This window comes from Litorivicinus lipolyticus (genome assembly GCF_009650135.1).
Classification (GTDB): domain Bacteria; phylum Pseudomonadota; class Gammaproteobacteria; order Pseudomonadales; family Litorivicinaceae; genus Litorivicinus; species Litorivicinus lipolyticus.
The window spans coordinates 25,783-52,084 of record NZ_CP045871.1 but is presented as its reverse complement, the minus strand read 5'-3'; the positions used below and the strand labels follow the sequence as shown (position 1 = coordinate 52,084).

The 26,302-nt window shown below is 61.0% G+C and carries 22 protein-coding genes; 9 read left to right on the top strand and 13 right to left on the bottom strand.

The genetic code is table 11. From position 1 onward, the window contains the following. The first annotated feature begins 103 nt into the window (after positions 1-103). Genes hemC through GH975_RS00225 form a run of 4 tightly spaced genes read left to right on the top strand, consistent with a single transcriptional unit; the run spans position 104 to position 4,198 of the window. On the top strand, positions 104-1,009 hold the full coding sequence (gene hemC, locus GH975_RS00240) for a hydroxymethylbilane synthase (RefSeq protein WP_153712572.1): 906 nt from the start codon (positions 104-106) through the stop codon (positions 1,007-1,009). Next, positions 1,006-1,716, top strand: coding sequence for a uroporphyrinogen-III synthase (locus GH975_RS00235; RefSeq protein WP_153712571.1), 711 nt, complete (start codon positions 1,006-1,008; stop codon positions 1,714-1,716). Before hemC ends, GH975_RS00235 begins: the two co-directional genes overlap by 4 nt. Then, positions 1,713-2,897 carry a uroporphyrinogen-III C-methyltransferase gene (locus GH975_RS00230; protein WP_153712570.1) on the top strand — a complete coding sequence of 395 codons (1,185 nt, stop codon included), beginning with the start codon at positions 1,713-1,715 and terminating at the stop codon, positions 2,895-2,897. The genes GH975_RS00235 and GH975_RS00230 overlap by 4 nt, the downstream gene beginning before the upstream one ends. After that, the gene (locus GH975_RS00225) at positions 2,897-4,198 is read left to right on the top strand and encodes a heme biosynthesis HemY N-terminal domain-containing protein (protein ID WP_153712569.1); all 1,302 of its coding nucleotides are present in this window, start codon (positions 2,897-2,899) and stop codon (positions 4,196-4,198) included. The genes GH975_RS00230 and GH975_RS00225 overlap by 1 nt, the downstream gene beginning before the upstream one ends. Before the next feature lie 118 nt (positions 4,199-4,316). Here the strand turns inward: GH975_RS00225 and GH975_RS00220 are convergent, their stop codons facing one another. From GH975_RS00220 to hemB, 12 genes are all read right to left on the bottom strand, one after another. Next, positions 4,317-6,356: a calcium-binding protein gene (locus GH975_RS00220; protein WP_153712568.1), complete on the bottom strand. Its 2,040-nt coding sequence runs from the start codon at positions 6,354-6,356 to the stop codon at positions 4,317-4,319. Between the two features lie 104 nt (positions 6,357-6,460). Next, positions 6,461-7,924, bottom strand: coding sequence for a 4-hydroxy-3-polyprenylbenzoate decarboxylase (gene ubiD, locus GH975_RS00215; RefSeq protein WP_153712567.1), 1,464 nt, complete (start codon positions 7,922-7,924; stop codon positions 6,461-6,463). 1 nt (position 7,925) lies between these two features. After that, on the bottom strand, positions 7,926-9,188 hold the full coding sequence (rho, locus tag GH975_RS00210; protein WP_153712566.1) for a transcription termination factor Rho: 1,263 nt from the start codon (positions 9,186-9,188) through the stop codon (positions 7,926-7,928). Between the two features lie 119 nt (positions 9,189-9,307). Continuing rightward, positions 9,308-9,634 carry a response regulator gene (locus tag GH975_RS00205; RefSeq protein ID WP_153712565.1) on the bottom strand — a complete coding sequence of 109 codons (327 nt, stop codon included), beginning with the start codon at positions 9,632-9,634 and terminating at the stop codon, positions 9,308-9,310. 77 nt (positions 9,635-9,711) lie between these two features. Beyond that, the gene (locus GH975_RS00200) at positions 9,712-10,791 is read right to left on the bottom strand and encodes a PQQ-dependent sugar dehydrogenase (RefSeq protein ID WP_153712564.1); all 1,080 of its coding nucleotides are present in this window, start codon (positions 10,789-10,791) and stop codon (positions 9,712-9,714) included. Positions 10,792-10,808: 17 nt separating this feature from the next. After that, positions 10,809-11,879 carry a YeeE/YedE family protein gene (locus GH975_RS00195; protein WP_211365818.1) on the bottom strand — a complete coding sequence of 357 codons (1,071 nt, stop codon included), beginning with the start codon at positions 11,877-11,879 and terminating at the stop codon, positions 10,809-10,811. An 89-nt stretch (positions 11,880-11,968) separates the two neighbouring features. Continuing rightward, positions 11,969-13,129 carry a DUF1501 domain-containing protein gene (locus GH975_RS00190; protein ID WP_153712562.1) on the bottom strand — a complete coding sequence of 387 codons (1,161 nt, stop codon included), beginning with the start codon at positions 13,127-13,129 and terminating at the stop codon, positions 11,969-11,971. A 2-nt stretch (positions 13,130-13,131) separates the two neighbouring features. Next, on the bottom strand, positions 13,132-15,612 hold the full coding sequence (locus GH975_RS00185) for a DUF1800 domain-containing protein (protein WP_153712561.1): 2,481 nt from the start codon (positions 15,610-15,612) through the stop codon (positions 13,132-13,134). A gap of 53 nt (positions 15,613-15,665) precedes the next feature. Then, positions 15,666-16,115 (bottom strand): PIN domain-containing protein, encoded by a 450-nt coding sequence (locus GH975_RS00180; RefSeq protein ID WP_153712560.1) that lies wholly within the window; start codon positions 16,113-16,115, stop codon positions 15,666-15,668. 15 nt (positions 16,116-16,130) lie between these two features. Beyond that, complete coding sequence (locus GH975_RS00175; protein WP_153712559.1) at positions 16,131-16,595, bottom strand: helix-turn-helix domain-containing protein; 465 nt, start codon at positions 16,593-16,595, stop codon at positions 16,131-16,133. A gap of 186 nt (positions 16,596-16,781) precedes the next feature. Next, positions 16,782-17,108 (bottom strand): thioredoxin TrxA, encoded by a 327-nt coding sequence (gene trxA, locus GH975_RS00170; RefSeq protein WP_153712558.1) that lies wholly within the window; start codon positions 17,106-17,108, stop codon positions 16,782-16,784. A 65-nt stretch (positions 17,109-17,173) separates the two neighbouring features. Further along, positions 17,174-18,181 carry a porphobilinogen synthase gene (gene hemB / locus GH975_RS00165; protein ID WP_153712557.1) on the bottom strand — a complete coding sequence of 336 codons (1,008 nt, stop codon included), beginning with the start codon at positions 18,179-18,181 and terminating at the stop codon, positions 17,174-17,176. A 93-nt stretch (positions 18,182-18,274) separates the two neighbouring features. Here hemB and GH975_RS00160 point away from each other — a divergent pair, with 93 nt between their 5' ends. Genes GH975_RS00160 through GH975_RS00140 form a run of 5 tightly spaced genes read left to right on the top strand, consistent with a single transcriptional unit; the run spans position 18,275 to position 24,445 of the window. Beyond that, a complete protein-coding gene (locus GH975_RS00160; protein ID WP_153712556.1) occupies positions 18,275-20,410 on the top strand; it encodes an FAD-dependent oxidoreductase in 2,136 nt (711 codons plus the stop codon). A 22-nt stretch (positions 20,411-20,432) separates the two neighbouring features. Next, entirely contained in the window at positions 20,433-21,620 is a 1,188-nt protein-coding gene (locus tag GH975_RS00155; protein WP_153712555.1) for an ABC transporter substrate-binding protein, read from the top strand. After that, a complete protein-coding gene (locus tag GH975_RS00150) occupies positions 21,596-23,233 on the top strand; it encodes an ABC transporter permease (RefSeq protein WP_153712554.1) in 1,638 nt (545 codons plus the stop codon). Before GH975_RS00155 ends, GH975_RS00150 begins: the two co-directional genes overlap by 25 nt. Further along, positions 23,226-23,846 (top strand): ATP-binding cassette domain-containing protein, encoded by a 621-nt coding sequence (locus tag GH975_RS00145; RefSeq protein WP_153712553.1) that lies wholly within the window; start codon positions 23,226-23,228, stop codon positions 23,844-23,846. The genes GH975_RS00150 and GH975_RS00145 overlap by 8 nt, the downstream gene beginning before the upstream one ends. Continuing rightward, positions 23,840-24,445: a CDP-alcohol phosphatidyltransferase family protein gene (locus GH975_RS00140; RefSeq protein ID WP_153712552.1), complete on the top strand. Its 606-nt coding sequence runs from the start codon at positions 23,840-23,842 to the stop codon at positions 24,443-24,445. The genes GH975_RS00145 and GH975_RS00140 overlap by 7 nt, the downstream gene beginning before the upstream one ends. Here the strand turns inward: GH975_RS00140 and GH975_RS00135 are convergent. Next, on the bottom strand, positions 24,442-26,289 hold the full coding sequence (locus GH975_RS00135) for an ABC-F family ATP-binding cassette domain-containing protein (RefSeq protein WP_153712551.1): 1,848 nt from the start codon (positions 26,287-26,289) through the stop codon (positions 24,442-24,444). The genes GH975_RS00140 and GH975_RS00135 overlap by 4 nt on opposite strands. Between the last annotated feature and the right edge of the window lie 13 nt (positions 26,290-26,302).

Here is a 26,302-nt window from a genome sequence, read left to right as displayed (position 1 = left end):
GGCGACAGTATAGCCAAACCGCCCGCCGGTCACAGTGTTGCACGCCGGTTGGCCTGTCCGCCGTTGTCCACTAATCTAGGGCGACTGTATTTGGAACCACACCATGACCCTGACCATTGCGACCCGCGAATCTCCCCTGGCCTTGTGGCAGGCCGAACACGTCCAGGCTCTATTGCGTGCCGCCCACCCAGATTTGATCGTCGAATTATTGCCGATGACCACCGAGGGCGATCAAAAGCTTGAGGGCCCTTTGTACACGTCCGGTGGCAAGGGCTTGTTCGTTAAAGAGTTGGAAAAAGCCTTGATGGACGGCCGCGCCGACTTGGCCGTGCACTCGCTTAAAGACGTGCCGGTGCACTTTCCCGATGGGCTGGGGTTGACCGGCGTCATGGCCGGCGAGGACCCGCGCGATGCGTTTGTCAGCAACACCGCCGCCCACTTTGACGACTTGCCGGCCGGCGCCACCGTTGGCAGTGCCAGCCTGCGCCGGGTCAGCCAGCTAAAACATGCCCGACCTGACCTGAACTTCGCCGTGGTGCGCGGCAATTTGCAAACGCGCCTGCGCAAACTCGACGAAGGCCAATACGACGCCCTGATTTTGGCCGTCGCCGGGTTAGAGCGCATGGGCATGGCCGATCGCATTGGCCACGCCATTGACCCCGATTTGTGTTTGCCCGCGGTGGGGCAGGGCGTGTTGGGCTTGGAAACCCGTTTGGGTGACGACGCCACCATCGCCCGCATCCAGTGCCTGTTGGATGTCTCGACCGCCCAACGTATCGCCGCCGAACGGGCGGTATCGACACGCCTGGACGGCGGCTGCCAAGTGCCGTTGGCCGTGCACGCCGTGCGGGTGGGTGATGATTTGCGCATCACCGCGCGCGTCGGTGCCCCGGATGGATCGGAGTTAATTGAAGTCGAAACCCAGGGTCCGGCCGACCAAGGCGCCGACATGGGCGTGTCATTGGCCGAACAATTGTTGGCCGATGGCGCCGGTGATTATCTGGTATGAGGGTATTGCTGACTCGCCCCGACGCGGAGTTGAGTCAACTGGCGGACGCCGTCACGCGCCTAGGTCACACCGCCATTTGCGCCCCGGCGCTGGACATCCAGCCGCTGGCGTTTGGCCACCAGGCGATCATGAATATTGATGAGTTCGATATGGTCGTGGTGACCTCGAAGCCCGCGGCGTCGGCGCTGGTATCGGTGCTGGACGAGTATTGGCCGCAGTGGCCCGAGGGCCTGCGCGTGTTGGCGGTTGGCGAGGGCAGTGGCGCGATAACGCGCGCGGCCGACATTGCGACCCAGGTCGCACAACCCAGCACCAGCGAGGGTGTGCTGGCTCACCCCTGGTTGGCGGATAGCCGCCGGGTGTTGCTGGTCACCGGCGCCGGCGGGCGCGGGCTGATCGACGCTGAGCTGGCCGATCGCGGCATCGCCGTCACCCGTTTGGATACTTACCGTCGCGCTAGGGTCCCATTGCCGCCCACGCTCGCGGAGGCTTTACTGGAGCCTGCGGATATTGCCTGGGTGACCTCGGTCGATGCCCTGGACGCCATGCGCGACTGGGCATTGCCGGCGGGGGCGATCCGGAATTGCTGGGTCCCCAGCGCGCGCGTGGCGGATCACGCGCGGTCACTTCATTATTCGTCGGTGCGGGTGCTGCCCGGCGCCGACAATGCCAGCGTGCTGGCGCAACTGACTAAGGAGTCGCTGTGAGCCACGACGATAAGACCGACACGCCACTGGATGCCGTCGATGATGCGGTTGAAGAAACCGTCGAGGCGGTCATGGAAACGCCGATCGAGCCCGCTATTGAGGACGTCGAGCCTGCGCCCGCGCCCGCGGACACACCCAAGCAGCCCGGTCGCGGACTGTCGTTGATCGCTATTGCCGTGTCGCTGGTGGCCTTACTGGGTGTCGGTGCCGGCGGTTGGATGGCTGGCCAGCAAAGCGGCGCGGCCCAGTCTGCGCAATCCGACTTGGCTGCCCAACTGGCCAGCTTGCAAGCCCGTGTCGATGGCCTGGGTTCACCCGGTGCCGACATCAGCGCGCTGCAAGTCGATTTGGCCCGTATCGATGCCAGCCAGCAACAGGTCTTTGCCGCCGCCGAGGGCGCCAGCACCACCAGTCAAAACGTCACCGAACAGCTGTCATCCATGGTCGGCGATTTGGCCGACACTCGCACCCGGATCGAATTGATCGAAGGCAATCGAGCCCAGGAATACCTGCTGGCAGAAGTCGAGTACCTGATGCGGATCGCGATCCAGCGTGTTCAGGCCGGGCGCGATGTCGCCACTGGCTTGTCGTTATTGCTAAGCGCCGATCAGGCCTTGGCGAGTGCCGATGACGCCTCGTTATTCCCCGTGCGCAAAGCCTTGGCCGCTGAAATCGCCGCCCTGCGGGCCGTGCCTGGTTTGGATCGGACCGGGTTGTACCTGAAACTGTCGGCCGCCGCCGAGCAGGTCGATAACCTGCGCATGTCGCCCGCCGAAGTCGACACCGCGCCGGTGGTGGAATCCACCGACGCCATCGACGGCGCCATCAAAACCCTCGCCAGCTTCGTCACCGTGCGCCGCCGCGATAATCCGGTCCAGCCGATGCTGGCGCCGACCGAAGCGGCCTACGTGCGTCAAAACCTGCGTTTGATGATGGAACAAAGCCAGCTGGCGCTGTTGGACGGCGATGCCGGTACTTGGCAAGCCAGTTTGACCCGCGCCCAAGACTGGGTCGGCCGTTATTTCCTCGCCAGTGACACCCAAACCACCGCGTTATTAGAAACGCTGGCGCCACTGGGAAGTATCAATATTGCGCCGGACTTGCCTAGCATGGGCGGGTCGTTGAACGCCTTGCGTGCGGTCCAACAAGCCCGGGTCGATGCCCTCGTAGGGGGTGAATAATGGGCGCCTTTATTAAGGTCGTTCTGTTCTTGGTGTTGCTGGCCGCCTGCTTGCTGGGCGGCACTTGGCTGGGTCAGTTGATTCAAAACGACCCGGGCTACGTGCTGTTGTCCTATGGCACCACCAGCGTCGAGATGAGCCTGTGGGTCGGCCTGGCCGGACTCGTCGTCGCCATGGTGCTGGGATACCTGGCGACGCGCTTGGTCGGCTATGTGCTGAACAGCCCCGGCGGGCTGGGCCGGATGTGGAGCCGCCTGCGCGGTCGTAGCGCCCGCGGTGCGACCCAAAAGGGCTTCATGGAATTGCGCATGGGCCGCTACGAAGCGGCGCTAAAGCACCTGACCGCGGCCGCGCCGCGCTCAGAACTGGCCTTTATTAACTACCTGTCCGCCGCCGAAGCCGCCAACGCCCTGGGCCGCGGCGAACAGCGCGATGCCTTGCTGGTCAAGGCGCTGGAAGCCGTGCCCGGCAGTGAATTGGCGGTCGGCTTGGCCGAAGCGCGAATGCAGTTCGACAACGGTCAACTGGAGGCCTGTGCCCACACCCTGTCGGCGCTGCGCCGGCACAAGCCCAAAGACCCCGAATTGATCACGCTGTCATGCCAGGTCAATCAACAACTCGGCCGCACCGATGAGCTGGTTAAGTTATTGCCGCTGGCGCGCAAAACCGGCGCGTTGCCGGAAACCGATATCGAAGCGCTGGAAATCCAAGCCTTTGCCGATTCGCTGATCCAGGCCGGCGAGGATGCCGAGTCGGTGTCCAAGCCCTCCGAGGTGCCCTTGGCGCTGAAAATTACCTGGGACACGGTGCCCAAACGCCTGCGCACCCATGAACGCTTGGTCGACCCCTACATCAACGGCTTGATCGCCGCCGGCGCCACCGATGCCGCGCGCACGACCTTGGAAGGACTGATCAAAAAAGTTCCCGGCCAAGCCTGGTTTGACCGCTACGGCTCGCTGGAATTGGGTGATGTGGCTGTGCGTCGTCAGTTTTTGGACAAACGCCTAAAAGGCATTACTGACGGTGCCGGGCCCGCGCAATTGGCGCTGGGCCGATTGGCCATGGCCCAGGGCGACCTGACCGCCGCTGAAAGCGCCTTGGAAGCCAGCGCCGAGGCTCAGCCGCGACCGGAGACCTACGAGGCCTTGGCCAACCTGTACCGCGATCAAGGCCGTCACGAGATGACCGCCCAGGCGCTTACGTCGCTGACGCATTTGGTGCGTGATTGGCCCGTGTCGACGGCTGTGGTGGTCAAGGTGGACGCCGAACCGGCGGTTGAGCCCGAGCCCAGCGCGGTCTAGTTCAGCCGAAAAAGGGGCAAAACTACACAACACTACGGCCGACTATCTTTTTTTGTAGTCTTGGCCAGCATAAAAAAGGGCGCCTTTCGGCGCCCTTCACATTTCACAAACCGCTCAACTAGTTCAGCGCTGAAGCCGGCAAGTTCAAACCAAACATGAGTAATTGACCGCCTTGATCGGCTTTGACTGCGCCGACTTGGCCTGCGGATTCACCCTTGTGCTGTAACACCCCGATGAACTGCGAGTCATTCAGGCCAATCGACGCATTGATGCGGGCTTCGCCGGTGCCTTTTAGCTCGTCAGCCGTGTAGAACGTGCCATTGGCTTTGCGTGCCAACAGCGCCGAGACGTTCCAGGTGCCCGAGAACTCCGATGAGGTCGCGGATTTAAACGCACCGGGAATAGCCGCGACGCCGGCCTGAGCCCGCGGGCTTTGCTTGCCACCCGCCATGGCTAGAAAATAACCCTTCGGCTGCGCCAGCTCGAACTTATCCGCGTCCAGCACCAAGGCGTATTTACGCTCGCCAAATTCGTTACCCGAATCCTCGTCGACAATTAGCACGTCCGCATCCGCCGTGCGCACCCACTGCAGCCCGTCCGGGGCGACCATTTGTGCGGTGCCGTCTTTGGCCGTGGCGTGGGTGCCCTGGTTGCCATGCTTAATGCCCTTGTCGGCGACGTCTAGCGATAGCGCGCCGTCGTGGGCGGCCAAAATACGCGTGACCTTGGCTGACAATGCCTGCGGCAAATCGCCATCGGCGACGGCTGCGACAAAGTCGGTCAACTCGACGCCAATCATGCCGCCCTTGTTGGTCATGTTTTGGACGTAACGCTGGTTGGCAATATTGGGGTCAACGGCGGGGTGCTCGGTTTTCGAGTCACCGACGAAAAATGTATAGCCGGCGGGTTGTTCGCTGGCGGCTTGCCACTTGAAGGCCTCGGTATCGCGCACGCTGACCGGCGCATCCCAGCCTTGCCACTGGTAGGACGTGGCAAAGAACTTGGCGTTGAAACGGTCCGGCGCACTGGCGTCGGTCAAATAGTCGTCCAACATCTTGTCATCCGTGTTGATATTGCGGATGCCGAGTCCCGCATAGTCAGCGTTGGCCACGGCCATGCCATACAGCTTGCCGTACAACAGACCGTTGCGGGCCAAAAACTGATCGCGCGCATTGGCGCCCGCCCCAACCGGGTTGCCCTGGGCATCCAGACCCTTTTTACCGACATAGATCCGCAGCGGGGTTGGTTCAATGCCGTGGTTATACCCGGCCATCACCAACACCACATAGTCGGGGTGCTTGGGGTTGATCGGCAGGATCTTTTCGTACCCGGACTGGCCCAACGCCGGCACCGTGTAGGCAGTTTTTGTGGCCAAATCGACGACGACGCTGGCCAATCCCATGGTGTCGTGGGCGTCGACTCCTGTGCCCTCGAACATGCGCTGGATGTTCCATTCTTCCGCCGTCAGCCAAAGGTCGTCGGCAAAGCCCAAGCCGGCGCCGTATTTATACGCAGGCTCGTAAAACGCGCCGCAAAAGGACTGGAAAAAGAAGTCGCCTTCAGTCAAGGCGTGTTCAGCATTGAAGTTAACCCGGGTGCCGTCGGCCAGGGCCTGATTGCCCCAAACGCCATCAGCCGTCACCGCCACGCCAAAGGCGTTGTAAACGGTGTCGAATAGGTGTGATGAGCCCTTGACCAGCCCGGCGGCGCTGTTGCCGTTGGTCAAAAAGGTCGACAACCCGGCGCGGTCATAATCAATCGCATGGATGTGCGAGCCGGTGAACCGGGTGCCGTTTTTCATCGGCCAGCCGTAAGTCTCGTTGGACATGGTGGCGTACGACTCGGATTGGTAAACCACGCGCACGGTGTCGTCATCTAATAACCACGCAGCCTGACCATCCGGATAGCCGGTCAGTGCAAGCCCGGTGGCTTGATCGACTTCGCCGACCGTGGCCAGGGCCTTGATCGCGCTTAGGTAGGGGTAGTCTTGGTCGCCGCTTTGGCCATCCAGGCGTTCGCTGGCGTCGTCGGCGGTGCTGGCTTCGCTCATCACCGCGGTGGTGGTGCCAATCGTGGATAGGCCGGCGTGGGCGCCGGCGATTGCGTTATGCGTAACAAGGGCCAGCGCAAGGGCAATGGCGGTATGACGGTGCAACATCGTTGATTCCTCGGTTAGTCAGGGTTGTCCCTGACGCGAAGGATCCCGGTTAGATGTTATCGACCGGTGACAATTGCGTGACACTTTGATGACGGCTTAGGGCGTTAATCCAGCCCCAATTGCCCCCACATATCATCGACCGCGCCCTTGGTGGCGTCATCCATGACAATCGGCGTGCCCCATTCGCGTTCGGTTTCACCCGGCCACTTGTTGGTCGCATCGATGCCCAATTTGCCGCCTAAGCCAGCCACCGGGGATGCGAAATCCAGGTAGTCGATTGGCGTGTTGTCGACAATGGTCAAGTCGCGGCTGGCGTCCGAGCGCGTAGTGATCGCCCAAATGACGTCCTTCCAGTCGCGCGCATTGATGTCGTCGTCGACCACAATGACGAACTTGGTGTACATGAATTGGCGTAGGAACGACCACACCCCCATCATCACGCGCTTGGCATGACCTGGGTATTGTTTCTTGATGGTGACCACCGCCAAGCGGTAGCTACAGCCTTCCGGCGGCAGATAAAAGTCGACGATTTCCGGGAACTGCTTGATCAACAGCGGCACGAACACTTCGTTCAGCGCGACGCCCAAAATCGCCGGTTCATCCGGCGGCCGTCCGGTGTAGGTCGAGTGATAGATCGGGTCTTTGCGGTGGGTGATGCGGTCCACCGTGAACACCGGAAATTCGTCGACTTCGTTGTAATAACCGGTGTGATCGCCAAACGGGCCTTCGGGTGCCATTTCACCGGGGTGAATGTGGCCCTCTAGGACGATTTCGGCGCTGGCTGGGACCTGCAGGTCCGAGCCAATGCAGTTGACGAGCTCGGTGCGTGATCCGCGCAATAAACCCGCGAACGCATATTCACTCAAGGTGTCCGGCACTGGCGTGACGGCACCTAAAATGGTGCCCGGATCGGCGCCCAGCGCGACCGCGACCGGGAAGGGCTGGCCGGGGTTTTCCTTTTGAAAGGCTTGGAAATCCAAGGCGCCGCCGCGGTGCGACAACCAGCGCATGATCAGCTTGTTTTTGCCGATCACCTGTTGCCGATAAATGCCTAAATTGACGCGTTTGTCGGCGTTTTGCGTGATCACCAACGGCCAGGTCACCAAGGGGCCGGCGTCGCCGGGCCAGCAGGTCTGAACCGGTATTTTGGATAAGTCGACTGCATCGCCTTCGAGTATGACGTCTTGGCAGGGGGCTTTTTTCAGGGTTTTGGGGCCCATGTCCAACACTTTGCGCCAGGTCGGCAGGTTGGCCATCAGCTCTTTAAAGCCTTTCGGCGGCTTGGGCTCTTTTAAAAAGGCGAGCAATTCGCCCAAATCGCGCAGCGCGCTGACGTCTTCCTGGCCCATGCCCATCGCAACACGTCGCGGCGTACCAAACAGGTTCGCCAGCACCGGCATGTCATAGCCAATGGGGTTTTCAAACAGCAACGCAGGACCACCGGCACGCAGGACGCGGTCGGCGATTTCCGTCATTTGAAGGTTCGGATCAACCGGATGCGATATCCGCTTAAGTTCCCCCTGCGCTTCCAGTTGCGCGATGAAGTCCCTCAGATCCTTGTATTTCATATTATTTTACGCGTTTCATGCTCTGGAAGAATTCTTCGTTGGTTTTGAAGTTCTTCATCTTGTCGACCAAGAACTCAATGGCTTGGGTGTCTTCCATCGGGTCCAGCAACTTGCGCAAAATCCACATGCGCTGCAGCTCTTCTTCGGTGGTCAACAAGTCTTCGCGGCGGGTGCCGGATTTGCGGATGTTCAGGGCCGGGAACACGCGCTTTTCAGCGGCGCGGCGGTCCAGGTGAACTTCCGAGTTACCGGTGCCTTTGAATTCTTCAAAGATGACTTCGTCCATTTTCGAACCGGTTTCAACCAGCGCCGTGGCGATGATGGTGAGGCTGCCGCCTTCTTCGATGTTACGCGCGGCACCGAAAAAGCGTTTCGGCTTTTCCAATGCGTTGGCGTCGACACCACCGGTCAATACCTTGCCTGAAGAGGGCTGGACGGTGTTGTAGGCACGTGCCAAACGGGTGATCGAGTCGAGCAAGATCACCACGTCTTTTTTGTGTTCGGTCAAACGCTTGGCTTTTTCGATCACCATTTCGGCGACCTGGACGTGGCGCGCCGGCGGCTCGTCAAAAGTCGATGCCACCACTTCGCCGCGCACGGTGCGCTTCATTTCGGTGACTTCTTCCGGGCGCTCGTCAATCAGCAGCACAATCATGTGCGCTTCGGGGTTGTTCTTGGCGATGCTGTGGGCGACGTTTTGCAGCATCAAGGTCTTACCGGCCTTGGGCGGCGACACGATTAGTGCGCGCTGGCCTTTGCCCATGGGGCTGGTCAGGTCGATGACGCGGGCGGTCAAATCTTCGGTTGAACCGTTGCCGATTTCCATCACCAGGCGTTCTTGCGGGAACAGCGGCGTCAGGTTTTCAAACAAGACTTTGTTTTTAGCGTTTTCCGGGCGGTCAAAGTTGATCTCGTCAACTTTGAGCAGCGCAAAATAGCGTTCGTTGTCTTTGGGGGCGCGGATCTTGCCGGAAATGCTGTCGCCCTTGCGCAGGTTAAATCGGCGAATCTGTGAGGGTGACACGTAGATGTCATCCGGGCCGGCCATGAAGTTGGAGTTGGCCGAGCGCAGGAAACCAAAACCGTCGGACAGCACTTCCAATACGCCATCACCGAAAATGTCTTCGCCGGATTTGGCGTGTTTTTTCAGGATGTTGAAGATAACGTCTTGTTTGCGAGAGCGGGCGAGGTTTTCGAGCCCCATGCTGCTGGCAACTTCGAGCAGTTCAGGGACGGACTTGAGTTTCAGTTCAGACAGATTCATAGATTGATTTGGACCGCGTGCAGGACGCCAGAAGAAAAAGAAGGGGGTTTGCGAGTCGAATGGAATTGACTCGATAGGAAGACTATAGGTGGGTTTTTCGGGGGTGTCTAGGTTTTGGGCTAGTCCGTTGGCACGGGAAGCTCGCCGGCGACCCCGATTGCATGGGTTCGATCGACCAAATAGGCCAGTACGCGTGGGTGGTAGGGCGCATCGTCCAGCGTCAATAACAGCTCGGCCCCGGACATGTCATCCATGTCCTCGTTGACCACCATCATTTGAAAGCGGGTGCTCATGCACAGGTCAATGGCTTCGAAGGCGTCGGCCGCGTGCAACAAGGTGGACCCCGGATTGGCGCCGTGCAGGCTGTCGGCCTGGGCGTCGTTCAAACCGACACATAAAATCTTGTGGGTGATGGGCCGCGGGAAAAGGCTCTGAAATGCGGACATGCGAAACCTCCGTGCTGGAGCCTTAATTTACGCCGACTATCCGTGAGTTCCGTGATCCAGTTTTCAAAAATTGGGGTTTAATTCGGCGGCGGATTGACTTTGTTCAGTCGAATGAGCGCGCCGTCTTGACTGTCGGTCAATAGCCACAAGGTCCCGTCCGGCGACGCTTTGACGTCGCGTATGCGGCCCAATTCGCCGGCGTACCAACGCGTCTCGCGCCAACCCTCGGGGGACGGTGCCAGTTGCACCAGGCTTTGAAACTTCAGCGATCCAATCAGCAAGCTACCGCGCCACGCCGGGTAGGCGTCGTTGTCGCTGTAGGCCATGCCGGACGGGGCGATCGAGGGCGTCCACTGGTAATTTGGGCTGACGAACCCGGGCAATTCGGTGGCCTCACCAATGTCGGTGCCGATGCCATAGTTTTTACCAAAGGTGACCCGCGGCCAGCCATGGTTTTGGCCGCCGGCGATGCGGTTTAATTCGTCGCCGCCCTGGGGCCCGTGTTCGTGGGCCCATAATTCGTCGCCCATCAGTGTTAGCCCTTGGACGTTGCGGTGGCCCATGGAATACAGCGCCGGATGGCCGGGTATGACGCCGGCGGGTGCGCCGTTCAGGTCAAAGCGCAGGATGCTGCCGGCGCTGTCATTGGGGTCTTGAGCGCGCGGCCGGTCGCCGCGGTCGCCGGTCGATAGGTATAAATAGCCCGCGTGAATTTGCAGGCGCCCGCCAAAGTGACGGCCGCCGAAGCTTTTGGCCATGGCGTATAGCTGTGTCGATTGGGTCCACTGATGGTCGCTGATCACGCCGCGCCACAATTCCAGCCCCATGCCCAGTTGCGAGCCGCCGTTTAAGGCCAAATAGGCGACACCGCTGTCGGCGTAGTCCGGTGCCAAGGCGATGTCGAAATAGCCGCCCTGACCGCGTTCGACCTGGGCTGGGGTGCCGGTTATGGGCACGGCGGTGCCGGTGTTCAGGTCAATTCGTAGGACCTGGCCGTTGCGTTCGGTGACCAGCGCGCTGCGGTCGGATTCGAAGGCAATCGACCAGGGGTGATCAAGGCCACCTGCGACGATTTGCGGCACGGCGGCCGTCTCCGCGGTATTGGCCGCGGCGCTGGCCACACTCAGCAACAGAAAATTCAGCGATCGCTTTAACATGGGGATCCCTCGGCTGTTTAGTCAGCAGTGGGGGCGGGGCCGGCGACCTCAAGTGGCCGCGGCGCGCGCTCCAATACCCAGTCCGCAATGCCGGCGTTCAGCCACATGAACAGCAGTGCCACCCAAGCCGTCAGCGCCATCACGGCGCCGCCGGTAACGCCTGCGCCGACCGCACAGCCGCCCGCCAACATGCCACCGAATCCCATCAGTCCGGCGCCGATCAGGTAGCGGCTCAAGCCGGTTTGCTCGGTGAAGGACTGGAGTTTGAATTGGCCGCTGGCGACGGCGGCTAACATGGCCCCGGCAAACACGCCGACGACAATGCCGATATCAAACGACAGCGGCAGCTGCGGCAGGTTGATAAAGCCCATCAGGGTGTCCGCGGACGGTCCGGTGAAGCTGACGCTCTTGACCGCGATAATGTCGAACGACCAGCTGGCATGCCAGGCCGTCAGCCCCCACCCCAGCGCGATGCACAGGCCAACCCCGACCGCGGCCAGGCTGGGCCACAGCCGGTTGGCGTGGACCCGTGCCAGGTAAATCCCGCCGGCCAACAATGCGATCCCCGCAATCAGCGGCAGCCAGGTCGGCAAGCGATCGGCCAAGTTGCGCGCACTGGCGTCAACCAGCCATAAGCCGCCGGCCCATTCCCGCAGCGGCGATAGGCCGCCACGCAAGGTCGCCTGCGAGACCAGTGTCACCACCAACCCGGCGACCAGCGCGCGTTGGTTACCGGTGCCCGATAGCACCAATAGCCGACTGGCACAGCCGCGCGCCATGACCATGCCCCAACCAAACAGTGAGCCGCCGATGATCGCCCCGGACAGGCTGCCGGTTGTGGTCAGTTGGCGGATGCTGGTGGTTTCGAGCGTGCCGTTAAGGATCAACAGCTGGGTGGCGATCAGTGCGGAGGCAAAGGCGAGCAGCCAAATGGCGAATTTTGGGCCGGCGTCGCCTCGCCAGAATTCAACGCACGCGGCGCGCAAACAAAAGCGACTTTGCTGGGCTAAGGCGCCGAACGCGAGGTCGGTTAGGGCGCCGATTAACACCGACACCTGACCGGTGGGGAGGCTTTCTATCCATTCCATCATGCGCCCTAGGATAACCGGATCCGCGCGGCCTGGATACGAGGCTGGGCTGGGTTTGACCTAGGGCAAATTGGGAGGGTGCTGTGCCCTTACACTCGAATCAGTCCGCGGACTTTCGGGTCGCTAAACGCAGCCCACCGTGACTCGGGCAAGCCCCACCAATGCGCGGCGATTTGATCGTACAGGGCGCGATAGTCCAGCGTGTGTTGCATGTCGCCGTCGACCAAGTCACCCAGGTCGGGGTGCGTGCCATGCAGCCCGGGCGTGACACGCCCGCCGAGCATGAAATGGACGTTCGCGGTGCCATGATCGGTGCCTTCGGATCCGTTTTCGCCACTGCGCCGACCAAATTCTGAATAGGTCGAAATCAAGGTGTCGTCCCAGCGCCCCATGGCCATCAGGTTCTGCCGAAATGCACTGAGGCACTCCGCCAGTTCCTGCAACAGCCGGCGTTGGCGCCTGCGCTGGCCCTCGTGGGTATCAAAGCCATCAAGCTGGACATGCAGCACGGGAATGCCGGCTTCGGCGTCGATGATTTTGAGCACATCCGTCAACTGCGCCGACAGCTCGCCCCAGGGCATCTTTCGCGGCGGACTGAAGTAGCGCGATTTTTCCAGCTTGCGTTCTAGCTCGGCCGAGGCACGGGTTAAATCCGCATTGCGCTGATTGACCAACTTTAATAGCGGGTTGCTGGTGTCGCCGGCATCGACTGCGCTTAAATTCTTCATTTGATTCAACCGGGCCATCGACAAATAGGTCCCGTTGCCGTCGGCAAATAGGCCCAAATCACCTTGCAGGCTGACGCCGTGAATGCCGGCGCTGGGGAATACCTGTTCAATCGACTGGGTGACCCAGCCGGATCGGTTGACACGGTGGCCATCACTGCCGCTTTCCCACAGCTGGATCGATTTAAAATGCGAGCGATTTTGATTGGGGTAGCCCAAGCCTTGGACGATCGCCAGGTCATCGGACAGCGCGGGCACCAGCTTGTCGAGGGATTGATGCAGCCCCAGCGCGCCCTGTGACGACTGGCCGATGTCGATGATGTCATCGCGCCCCAGCCCAATGGTCGGCCGAATGCGCCGGTAGTCATCGGATTCATAGGGCACCAGCGTATTGAGCCCGTCATTGGCGCCCTTAAGGTGCAGCAATACCAGGGTTTTGTGGGCCTGGGGTGAGGCCAATAAGCTCGGACTGACAAGGCCCGAACTGGCCGCACCCATCAGCTGCAATAATCGACGTCGATTCATAATCACCTCAAAAAGTACGCGGAATTGACCAGTAACTGGGCGTACTCGTCGACCGCAGTCGGTGTCGCCAGCGCCCAATCGATCGGTCCTAACTGGGCCGCGCTGGCCTGCCACTGGTCGGCGGTTTTGACGCCACTGGCGGGTCGGTAGCGGGTCGCCGCCGCGGCCATCATGTTGCCCATGCCCATTTGGTTGTCCCCGTCACGTTTTGGCGACAACTCGACCAAGGCGACGGCGTCGCCGGTTTTCCAGCGCCGGTCGTTAGCGTATTCGGCAAAGGTCGCCAGTTCAGCCAACCAAAAGGTGGTGCGCTCGGGATAGCGATCCTCGCGCGGGCGTTTCAGTAACTGCTCGGCCTGCGGCGCTAAACCAATCAGTGCTTTAACCAAGGCCCGGTCGGCTTTGCTGAGGCCGTCGTAGTGCTCCATCGACCATTGGTGCAGTCCGCGTAGCGGCACGCTGACGCTGGGGACGCCGGCCTTGTCGCGCCAGGCTTTGGTCGGCCAGCGCTCGAAGCACTCGGGGATACAGTCACGGCCTGTTATTTGCAGCTGGCGCTCGCCGCGCTCGCTGATCGAGTACTCGAAGCCAAAAAATGCCCATTCACGGCCCTCAAATTCCAAGCCATCGAACATAAAGTTGATCGAGCGCCAGCGATCATTTTCGTCGTTCATCCAGCCCAGCACCCATTCGCGCGTATTCAGTGCGCCATCAATCGGTGCAATGTCCGGCGCAAGCGATGTGCCCGTTTCGGCCCACTCGAAGCTCAATTCACCGGAGCAATACAGGTAGCCCGGGTTGCGTTTAGCCCCGCTCGAATCGCCGCGGCAGCCTGGGCTTTGGGTGCCCTGCGACGCCGCACGCTGGCGGCCTTGGTAATCAACGCCGGCCACAAACAGGTTGCGATCACCGCCGTTGCCGGCGGCATCGCGAATAAACCGCACGCCGATGCGCGTGATGCCGGTTAACGAGTCGGGGATCGGCACATGATAGGGCGCCCACTCGATATTGCTTTTGTCCTGGTAACGGCCCAGCCGTTCAGTGTCCCGGGCGTGCGCGACCGAGTATTCGTCGCTGTACCAGGTGCCGCCGTCGTGATTAATGGTCACCCAAAATTCGGGTGGCCCTTGGTAGGCCTCGCCGCCCAGCATGATACGCAGGCTGTCCGTGCCCATCATTTGCGGGGCGCTCGGTGTGGATCCGGGGCTGTGCCATTCAGTTTGGTAAAATTCCGCAAAACGCTGGCGCTCGATCAAATACTCCGGTGCCAACCAATCAATGCCGCCGTCATAGCCACTGACGTCCGGGGGATCTAGTAGGTTTTGACCCTGTGCTTGGATTGCCGCGACCAATTTGACCAGCGCGACGTCGTCGGTCTGGGTCGCCCGTACGGTTCCGACGACGAACTCGGCTGGGCTTTTAACGCCCATGCCCTGGTGGCTGGGGTCCCAAAAATACGCGGACTCCAGCATCACCTGCAGCAACTGATCGATTTGATAGCCGGTGTCGCGAAAGGCGCGGGCAAAGTCGTCGATGGCGCCGGCTGGGGCCGCTTGGCTGCTGATGAATTCGTGGTACAGGCCGGTGACCACATAGCGCGCCGCGGCCGGGGTGTCCAGTATCAGCGCCGGCAGGTCATCGCCGTCGAAATGGCCGCGTTGGCCCAAAATGGCCTTGGAACCGCCCGCCATCGCCCAGGGTTTAAGTTGAAAACGCGTGCCGCCGCGGTCGGTTTCGCCCCACCCCGTCAGCGCAAGCGCAGCCTGCTTAATGTCGCGCTCGCTGTAATTGCCCTCACCCAAGCTGTATAGCTCAAACAATTCCCGGGCCAGGTTTTCATTCGGCGCCTCTTTGGTGTTGCTGGTGTTGTCTAGGTAACGCAACACCGCCGGATCGCGCACGATCCCGGCCAGCAATTGGCGATAGTCGCCGACCGCGTGGGTGCGCAGCAACTGGTGATGGCCCCACAGTGCGTGGCTACGGTTATTCAGGCCGCTGTACCCGACCACAAAGGTGTTGTCCCAAAACATCACCATGCGTTCGGCCATCGGTGACGGCGATTGGATCATTTGCTGGACCCACCATTGGCGCATCATGCCGACCTCGGCATCGCGCGCGCTGCGAAAGCGATCGTTTTCGACCCGGGTGCGCGATTCGTTGCCCCAGTACCGCGGTTCCGTCAGTGCCCAGGCCGGCGCGCCGTCGACGGGTCGTGTCGTCAGGTTATCCAAGGTGGCGCGGATCAGCGCGGAGCGGGGTTGGCCGACATAGGGCCGGATCTCATCGGGGCTGGGTTCAAAGCCGGTTCGACGCAAAAAACTGGCGACATCGGCGGCACTCATGGCGCGGTCTTGCATACGCGGCATGTCACTGCCGGCCAGCCAATCGTCGGCGGTTAGGGCGGGTGCTGGGCTATTCGAGCGCTCAACCACGGTATTACAGCCGGACAGGGCGATGACGATGATGAGTCCGAGGTAGCGCATGGTTTTAAGCCCGTTTAAGAAGGGGTTCCAAAACTATCAAATAACCGAAGTGGCTACAAAAAGTCGGCGTAGCGTTCGAGCAAGCTGGCAGTTTGTGTCAGTCCGATTTTTTCGATGCGAACCATTAATTCATTTGACGTTAGTTTTGGGTTTCTAAAGCGTGCCCGCATCAATCGGATGGCAGTAACAGCATCTATTGGCGCCAGATCTATCGTGTCAGCAATAAAGTCGTCGATCCCGATAGCGAATAGGTCATAGGGTGCCAATACGTGGATCGGAAAGTCTTTAAGGTTCTCCGTCACAATAACGGATGCTTTTGTTTTGATGGCGCAGGCAACTACGTGATGATCATTTACGTCCGGCAACTCAATCAAGCTGATAAGCGGGGTGTAGTCGGCAACGGATGCCTCTGGAAACGCGGTCTCCATGGCGATGCGGTGGCGTTCGGCAGTGTTCGCATCGTGGTACTGCTTTTTAAAAAAACGTTGGAACTCATCAAGAATTTGTTCACGTCATTGTCAGATGTACCCGTTGTCCGCATCCAGCTGCGCCATGTCTGATAACGCGTTCGCGCGTTGCTGATCGCGGCGTACTTTAAAGGCAAATAAATCATCAGCGCGCACCCGACGGTGGCGGCCGGTTCTGGTAAAGGCGATTTGTCCAGATTCGAGTAGCTTGACCAAAAACGGACGTGACACGTTTAGATGATCCGCAGCCTGCTGCGTGGTCAGCTCGGCATCAACCGGCATCAGTTTAAAGCTCTTACCGCGGGAAATTAGCCGTAGCACCTGAAGAAAGGTGTTTGCGATGGCGGGCATCAAAGTGATTTCTGCGGTTTGGTCTTTCTCGAGGGCGACTTGAAGCCGCGCCGGTTGCTGATCGCTAACTAGGCTCGCCATAATCGTGCGCAATTGCTCTGCGTTGCTCACTTCTAACTGGGTGGGCATTCGGTCAATAAAAAAGTCGTTCGAACGTTGTGCCATACCGTCACTGCCTCTTAAGGGGGATATCAGCAAAAAAGTGGCTGAACATGAGGGCAGTATAACCGTATTTATTCGAAATACTCGAACCAGTCGAAATATTCGAAACTGATTGAGGGGCTGTGATGAGGGGGGTGGGGGGCGATTAACCCAAGCAGCACCAACGGCGCCACCCGGGTCATGCCAGTGTTACAGCTGCTCTTCGAGGAAGGCCGCCAACTGGGATTTGTTTAGGGCGCCGACCTTGGTCGCCTTGGCTTCGCCACCCTCGAACAACATCAGCGTCGGGATGCCGCGAACGCCGTATTTTTCAGCGCTGGCGCGGTTTTGGTCAACGTCCAGTTTGGTGATCTGAACGCGGCCTTCGTATTCGCCCGCCAGCTCTTCCAAAACCGGTGCAATCATTTTGCACGGACCACACCATTCGGCCCAAAAGTCGACCAGCACGGGCACGGATGAGGTCAGGACGTCGGCGTCAAAGCTGTCGTCGGAAATATGTTTGATCAGGTCGCTCATGTCGGTTCCTTGAGTTAGTTAGCGAGTCAGGGGTAATGATCGGGGCAGCGGGCCCAAACCTCAACCTACCCTTGCAACAGACGCGCCGCATCCAGCGCGTGATAGGTCAAAATTGCGTCGGCACCGGCGCGTTTAAACGACATCAAGGTTTCCAACATGACCTTGTCCCGGTCCAGCCAGCCGTTGGCGGCGGCGGCTTCCAACATCGCGTACTCGCCGCTGACATGGTAGGCGGTGACGGGCGCCTTCAAATCAGCCTTTAACCGGGCGATGACGTCTAAATACGGCAGCCCGGGTTTGACCATCAAAAAGTCCGCACCCTCAGCCAAATCCATGGCCGCTTCTTGGACCGCCTCGTCGACATTGGCCGGATCCATTTGGTAGGTCTTTTTATCGGCCTTGCCCAAATTGCCGGCGCTGCCGACCGCATCGCGAAACGGCCCGTAGTACGACGACGCGTACTTGGCCGCGTACGACATAATGCAGGTGTGAATGAACCCCGCGTTTTCCAAGCCATCGCGAATCGCGCCAATGCGGCCGTCCATCATGTCCGACGGCCCGATGATGTCGGCACCGGCGTCGGCGTGCGACAGTGACTGGCGCACCAAGGCCTCAACCGTTTGATCGTTCAACACGTAGCCGGCGTCATCAATGATGCCGTCCTGACCGTGGGTCGTGAACGGGTCCAGCGCCGCGTCCGACATGATGCCAATGTCCGGCACCGCGTCTTTGATCGCGCGCATGGTCTGCTGGGCCAAGCCGTCGGGGTTCCAGGCCTCAGCGGCGTCCAGTGACTTAACCTCGCTGGGCGTCACGGGGAACACCGCCAGTGCACTGATACCCAGGTCGCGCGCTTGTTTCGCCTGCTCCACAGCCAGGTCGATGCTTAGCCGGCTGACACCGGGCATACTGGGGATTGGGGATGCCAATTGCCGGCCTGGCTGGACAAAAAACGGCAGAATCAAATCAGCGGGGGTCAGTGATGACTCGCGCACCATGGCACGCAAAAATTCGGTCCGGCGCACGCGGCGCAGGCGAGTTTTTGGAAATTGGCGGCTGGGTTGGGTCTGCATGACTGGCACCTTTGTCTAGTTTCTGTGCGGTAACGACGGCGGAACTAATTCGCCGCGGCTGCCTCATAATAGGTGGACAGTATAAGGATCCCCATGAGTCGTTCACACAGTTTCATCGTTTTAGCCATCGTTGCGGTGGTGGTTGCGTTTTTTGCCTTCGATGTGGGTCACACCCTAACCCTCGCCAACTTAAAGTCGCAACAGGCCGTGTTGGATGCCTTGGTCGCCGCCCGCCCGATCCTCAGCGCATTGGTGTTCGGCCTGATCTATGTCGCCGTGGCCGCGTTGTCGCTGCCCGGCGCGGTGATTTTGACCCTGGCAGGCGGCGCCCTATTTGGGCTCGGATGGGGGCTGCTGCTGGTCAGTTTCGCAAGCTCCGTGGGCGCCACCTTGGCCTTTTTAATCAGCCGAACGCTGTTGCGTGATGCGGTGCTGCGCCGGTTTGGTTCGAACCTACGGGCGATCAACGACGGGGTTGAAAAGGACGGCGCCTTTTACCTGTTTGGGCTGCGCCTGGTGCCGGTCTTTCCCTTTTTCGTGATCAACCTGGTGATGGGGCTGACGCCGATCAAGGCGCCGACCTTTTACTGGGTCAGTCAGCTGGGCATGTTGCCGGGCACCGCGGTGTTCGTGAACGCTGGCACCCAGCTGGCCGGCATTGAGTCCTTGGCTGGGCTGCTGTCGCCCGGGCTGTTGTTGTCATTCGCGCTGTTGGGCGTGTTTCCGATCATTGCTAAAAAGGGCTTGGCTATGCTGTCTGCACGCAAGGTTTACCAAGGCTTAAGCGCGCCAAAATCGTTTGACCAAGACATGATCGTGATTGGCGCAGGCTCCGGCGGCTTGGTCAGCGCCTATATCGCCGCTGCGGTCAAAGCCCAGGTCACGCTGATCGAGCGCTACGCCATGGGCGGCGACTGTTTGAACACCGGCTGTGTGCCATCCAAGGCGCTGATCAAAAGCGCACGCGTCGCGCAGAGCATTCGCGAGGCCGATAAGTTCGGCATCCAAGCCCAGCACCCACAGATTGATTTCGCCGCGGTCATGGATCGCGTGCACGAGGTGATCGCTAAGATCGAGCCCCACGACAGTGTCGAGCGCTACACCGAATTGGGTGTCAACGTGGTCATCGGCGAAGCCCGGGTCATCGACCCCTGGACCGTCGAGGTCAACGGCCGGCGCATTACCGCGCGCAATTTGGTCATCGCCACCGGCGCGCGGCCCTTTGTGCCGCCGATCCCGGGATTGGACAGCGTCGGCTATTACACCAGCGACAACATTTGGGATCTGCGCGAACAGCCCAAACGTTTGTTGGTGTTGGGCGGTGGGCCGATCGGGTGTGAGTTAACCCAGGCCTTTCACCGCTTGGGCTCCGCGGTCACCCAGGTCGACTTGGCGCCGCGCATCATGCCGCGCGAAGACGCCGACGTGGCCGCTTTGGTGGCCGAACGATTCGCCGCCGAGGGCGTTATTACCCACACCTCGACCAAACCATTGCGTTTTGAAATGGACGGCGACCAGCGTGTATTGATTGCCGAAAAAGACGGCCGCGAGCTTCGCATCGAATTTGATGCGGTGTTGGTCGCGGTCGGCCGGCGTGCCAATTCCGAGAGCGACGCCTTGGCGGCGCTGGATTTGCCGGTGCGCGCCAATGGCACCCTGGAGGCCAACGAATACTTGCAGGTTAAGTACCCCAACGTGTTCGCAGTCGGCGATGTGGTCGGGCCTTATCAATTTACCCACGCCGCCGCACACATGGCCTGGTATGCCGCGGTCAACGCCCTGTTTGGGACCTTTAAACTATTCAAGGTCGACTGGTCCGCGCTGTCGTGGGCGACCTTTACGGATCCCGAGGTTGCCCGGGTCGGGTTGTCCGAGGACGAGGCTATCGCCCAGGGCATTGCCTACGAGAAAACCCAGTACGGCATCGATGATTTGGACCGGGCGATCGCCGACGGCACGGACTACGGCTTTGTGAAGGTGCTGACGGTCCCGGGCAAGGACAAAATCTTGGGGGTGACCCTGGTCGGCGCGCATGCCGGCGAGTTGTTACAAGAATTCGTTTTGGCCAAGCGCTGGAAGCTGGGTCTGAACAAGATTCTGGGCACCACCCATGCCTACCCCTCGATGGTCGAGGCCAACAAATACGCTGCGGGCGAGTGGAAACGCGCGCATGTGCCAACACGAGTGCTGCAATGGGTTGCGAAATACCATGCCTGGCGCCGAAACTAGGTCCACTAAGGAAATAATCGACATGAAAACATTAATAGCGGCGGCGATTGCCGCGGTGGCGCTGAATGCCAGCGCATTGGAACCGGATGCCAGCTGGGCCGAGGTCACCGCCGAAGCCCGTGGGCAAAGCGTTTTTTTCAATGCCTGGGGCGGATCGGATTTGATTAACGACTACCTGATGTGGGTCGGCGAGCGCGTCCAAGCCGAGTACGGCGTGACCTTGGAGCACGTCAAAGTCGGTGACATCGCCGAAATCGTGACCCAATTGGAGTCCGCCAAAGCGGTCGGGCGTGACCGCGACGGCAATGTCGACCTGATGTGGATCAACGGCGAAAACTTCGCCAATCTAAAAGCCAACGGCCTGACCTGGGGCGCCTTTGCGGGCAACCTGCCCAATGCCCAATGGGTCGCTGATAAACCGTCGATCGCCTACGATTTCAGTGTCCCGGTGGATGGACTGGAATCGCCCTGGGGCGGTGCCCAGTTGGTGTTCATCCACGACAGTGCGTTGACGCCACAGCCGCCGCGCTCGTCCGCCGCGCTGAAAACCTTTGTCGAAAACGGCGGCCGTTTTAGCTACCCAGCGCCGCCTGCGTTTCACGGCACCACCTTCTTAAAACAAGTACTGGCGGAAGTCACCACGGATGCCGATGCGCTGTTAAACCCGGTGGCCGACGCCGACTTTGACGCCGTCACTGCGCCTTTATGGTCATACTTGGATGCGGTGCACCCCTTACTGCGCGGCCAGGGCAAGGTTTGGCCCGCCAGTGGCGAGGAAACCCGTCAGCTGTTGGACGACGGCGAGGTCGACATCGCCATCAGCTTCAACCCCAACGAAGCCAGCGCCGCGGTGCGCAATGGCCAGCTGCCGGACAGCGCGCGCACCTACATCTTTGACGGCGGCACCATTGGCAACACCCATTTCGTGTCGATCCCGTTCAACGCCAAGGCCAAGGCCGGCGCCATGGTGGTCGCGGACTTCTTGTTGTCACCCGAAGCCCAGGCTCGCAAGGCCGATCCAACCTTTTGGGGTGACCCGACCGTATTGGACCTGGCCAAATTACCGGCCGCTGAGCAAGCCACCTTTGCGGCGATTGATATCGGCCAGTGGGCGTTGCCGATTGCCCAGTTAGCCAACACACGCTCCGAACCCCACGCCAGTTGGGCCGGTGCTTTGGAGGCGGCTTGGGCCGAGCGCTACGCGCGCTAGTCTGGTTGACGCTGGCGGCGGCCTTTGGGTTGCCGCTGGCGCTTGGATTAGCCGGCACCGCGATCGCAGCGGCTGGGGCCTTTCCCGGCTCGCCGGTGGCTGGGTGGATGGCCGCGATAGGCGATCCGCGCTTGGGCGCGGCCATTACGTCGACGCTTTGGACCGGGCTGGGCGCGACCGCACTGGCCCTTTTGCTGGCGCTACTGGCGTTGGTGATTGGTTGGGGGCGGCCGTGGTTTCGGGCCGTGGCGGCCTGGTTGCCGCCGATGTTGGCGGTCCCGCATGCGGCCTTGGCGGTCGGTTTGGTGTTTGTATTGGCCCCCAGCGGCTGGTTGGTTCGGCTGTGGCTAGACAGCCCGCGTCCACCGACCTGGTGGACCGTGCCCGACGCCTATGGCCTCAGTCTACTGGTGGGGCTTGCGCTCAAAGAATTCCCGTTTTTACTGTTTACCGCGCTTGCGCTGTGTCCGCGCTTGGACCCGGATCGCTGGATCAAACAGGGCCGCGTACTGGGCTACAGCCCGATCCGCTGCTGGACCCGTTTGGTGCTGCCGCAACTTTTGCACCAGCTGCGCCTGCCGATTGCGGTGGTGTTGGCGTACAACCTAAGCGTGGTCGACATGGCGATTTTGTTAGGCCCGGGCCAGCCGCCAACGCTGGCGGCGCTGGTGCTGGAGTGGTTTAACCAAGCCGGTGGACGCGCCAAAGCCAGTGCCGGTGCCTGGCTACTGCTGGCGGTGATGGGGGTGGGGTTCGCGCTGTTTGCGGCATTCGGTTGGGTGGTGCGGATCTGGGCTCGGCGCCGCCGGGTCAGTGGTGCGCGCGCCGCCTATGCGGTGTGGCTATGGCCGGCGCGCGCGCTACTGGCGGCTACGGTTGCGGTGGCCGCACTGGCACTCGCGAGTTTGCCGCTGTGGTCGTTGACCCAGCGCTGGCGCTTTCCGGACAGCCTGCCTGGCGCCTGGACCACGCGCTTTTGGCTGGATCGGTGGAACCAACTGGGCGAGTTGCTCTCGCACACGTTGATTTTGGGGCTGGCGTCGACCGCGCTGGCGATCGCCGCGGCCGTGATTTGGCTGGAACTGGAACGTCTGCGCCACGTCCCACGTCTGGACGGCATCTGGACCGTGCCGCTGCTGTTGCCCCAGGTCTGTGTGTTGTTGGGTTGGCAAAGCGCCAGCCTGTGGATTGGCTGGGACGGGCGCGCGGCGACCGTGATTTGGGCCCACTGGGTCTATAGCCTGCCGTACGTCATCTTGATGCTGGCGGATGCCTGGCGGGCGCTCGATCCGGCCTTTGATAAACAGGCGCGGGTGCTGGGCCACGGCTACCTGACTCGGTTGTGGCGCATTCGGCTGCCGCTGATGGCGCGGCCGCTGTTAAGCGCCGCCGCCGTGGCGATGGCCGTCAGCGTTGCCCAATACCTGCCGACCTTGCTGTTAAGCGGGGGCCGTATCCCGACCCTGACCACGGAATTGGTGACCAGCTTTGGCGGCGTCGATCGGCGCATGATCGGCGCCTTGGCAACGCTGCAATTGGCGCTGCCGCTGGTGTGTTTTGGACTGGCCTTGGTGCTGCCTCGAATTTGGTTTCGGAATCGTAAACATGCTTGAAGTAACGGATTTGTCGATTGGCTTTGGGCCGGGCGAATGCCTGCTGGAAGGGGTCTCGTTTCGGGTCGAAGCGGGCGGCGTGCTGGCGCTGCTGGGTCCCTCGGGTAGCGGTAAATCGACCGTGCTGGATTGGCTGACGGGGACGCTGGCGCCCGGCATCCAGGCCCGCGGCCAGCTGCACCTAAACGGTCGCGATTTGAGCGGCGTGCCGACTGAACAGCGCGGCCTGGGGCTGGTGCTGCAGGACGGCAGTTTGTTCCCGCACATGAGTGTGGCCGACAACCTGCGCTTTGGTGCCCGCGAGCCGCTCAATGCCCAGGCCATGGATGCCTTGCTCAACCAGGCCGACTTGGGCGGCATGGCCGATCGCGATCCGGCCACCTTAAGCGGCGGCCAACGCGCACGCGTCAGCTTGCTGCGGACCTTGGTCAGCCAGCCCCAGGCCGTGCTGTTGGATGAACCCTTTGCCAAACTGGACGCTGAATTACGCGATCAAATTCGTGCCTTTACTTGGCAGCACACCGACGCGGTGCCGCGGGTGTTGGTGACCCATGATGCCCAGGACATACCCCCGGGCGCCCAGCGCATTCAATTGGGGGACGCCGCATGCTAGACAAACACCTGGTGCCGCATTTGGTGGCGCCGTTGAATGCGGTGGCCCGTCAATTAAACGCCCGCGGCGTGCGCGCCGACCAGGTTACCTGGGCTGGGTTTGTGCTGGGCTTGGCTTGTGTGGTGGCGCTGGCGATGAATGCCTTTGATTTGGCGTTGGGATTGTTAGTGGCCAATCGAGTTGCCGACGGAGTGGACGGGGCGCTGGCGCGCATGCAAACGCCGACCGACGCCGGTGCCTTTTTGGACATCTGTTTGGACTTTGTGTTTTACGCCCTGTTTCCGATCGGCTTTGCCCTGGCTGACCCGGCCAATGCGCTGGCCGCGGCGGTCTTGATCGCCAGCTTCGTCGGCACCGGGGCCAGCTTCCTGGCCTTTGCCAAATTCGCCGAGGCGCGCGGCATCCAGCACCCGAATTTCGCCTACAAAGGCCTGTATTACCTAAACGGCTTGGCCGAGGGCACCGAGACCATCGCCTGCTTTGTGCTGATGTGCCTGTTACCCCAGCATTTCGTGCTGTTGGCCGGCATTTTTGCGACGATTTGCATAGTCACGGCGGTCAATCGCATTGTTGGTGGCTGGCGTAGCCTGCGCGACTAGCTGGCGTCCTCAAGCGCTTCACTGGCTTCCAGCCAAACCATTTCGGCGTCGTCCAATGCGTCCAGCAAGCGCGCCCGGGCCTGGCCGTCTTCGGTTTGCTGGGCCAGCGGCGTGTCGGTGAAGTAGCCCGGTTCGGCCTGGCTCTGGTCGATCCGTTTTAGCTGGACCTGCAATTTCTCCATCTCGCCTTCGGCACTTTTGAGTGCCTTGCGCAGCGGCGCTAACTGGGTCCGCTGGGCGGCGCGGTTGCGGCGCTGCTCTTTTTGGCTGTTGTCGCTGGTGGCGCTTGGGCTGCCTTGGCGCGGGCTGTCGTCGACCCAGTCCTCAAGTGCGTGGGTCCATACCGACAGCGTGCCGCCGCGCAGTGACCACAGTTGGTCACAGGTGGTTTCCAGCAGGTGGCGGTCGTGGCTGACCAACAACAAAGCGCCGGGAAACTCGACCAGCGCCTCGGCCAGCGCCGCGCGCGCGTCCAAGTCCAGGTGGTTGGTCGGCTCGTCCAAAATCAGCAGGTTCGGCTTTTGCCAGGCAATCAGCGACAACGCCAAGCGTGCCCGCTCGCCACCCGACAAGGCCGTGATCGGTTGATCGATGCGATCGGCGCCAAAGCCCCAGCCGCCCAAAAAGTTACGCAGCTCAAGCTCCCGGGCATTCGGCGCAATCCGCACCAACTCCGCCAACGGCACGCTGTCGGCGCGCAAGGTGTCCAGCTGTTCCTGGGCGAAATAGCCCATTTTGGTGTTTTGCCCGGGGTGCAGCGTGCCCGACTTGGGTTTCAGTTTGCCGACCAAGGTTTTCACCAGCGTCGATTTGCCGGCCCCATTGACCCCCAACAGTCCGACCCGGTCACCCGGGTTTAACGACAAATGCGCGCCACGGACGATGTCCGCGTCCGGATACCCCAGCGTCAGGTCGCTGCCGGCGACCAGCGGGGTCGACAGTTTGTCCGACGACGGAATGTTGAAGTTCAGTGGCGAGCGCGAACGCACCGCCGCCGACACCACCAATTTCTCCATCGCCTTGACCCGGCTTTGGGCCTGCTTGGCCTTGGATGCTTTGGCCTTGAAGCGGTCGACAAAGCTTTGCAGGTGCGCGCGCTTACGATCGGTTTTCGCTTGCTCCGCGCTTTGACGCTCGATTTCGGCCGCGCGCTGGCGCTCAAATTCGCTGTAGCCGCCGGTGTACAGTTTTAGCTGCTGGTCATCCAGCGCCAACACGTGCGAACACACCGAGTCCAAAAAGGCGCGGTCGTGGGCCACCAGCACCAGGGTGCCGGGGTAACGCGCCAGCACTTTTTCCAGCCAAGTAATGGCGTCGATGTCCAGGTGGTTGGTCGGTTCGTCCAGCAGCAACAACTCGCTGGCCTGAAACAGAGCCCGGGCCAAGTTCAAACGCATGCGCCAGCCGCCGGACAGGGCCGACACCGGCTGCGCCTGGCGGTCCTGACTAAAGCCCAAGCCGGCTAACAGTTCCGCCGCCTTGGCCGGTTGGCTCCACCCTTCGATGTCGTTAAAACGCGTGTGCAAATTGGCATCGTCCGGGGCCTCGGCCATGCGCTTTTCCAGCTCGCGAAATTCGCGGTTGGTGTCCAGCAAGTGATCCAGCGCCGAGCACTCCAGTGCCGGCGTTTCCTGGGCCATCGATGCAATCACCGGTTTGCCGGCCAAGCCAAAGTGACCGCTGTCGGCGGACAGTTCGCCACGAATCAGCCGCAGTAGCGACGATTTGCCGGCGCCGTTGTGGCCAATCAGACCGATCCGAGCGCGGTGCGGCGTGCGCAAAGTTTGTTGGTCGATCAGCACACGTGTGCCGACGCGCAGCGTCAGTGAATCCAGTTGCAGCATTAAGGTATCCTTT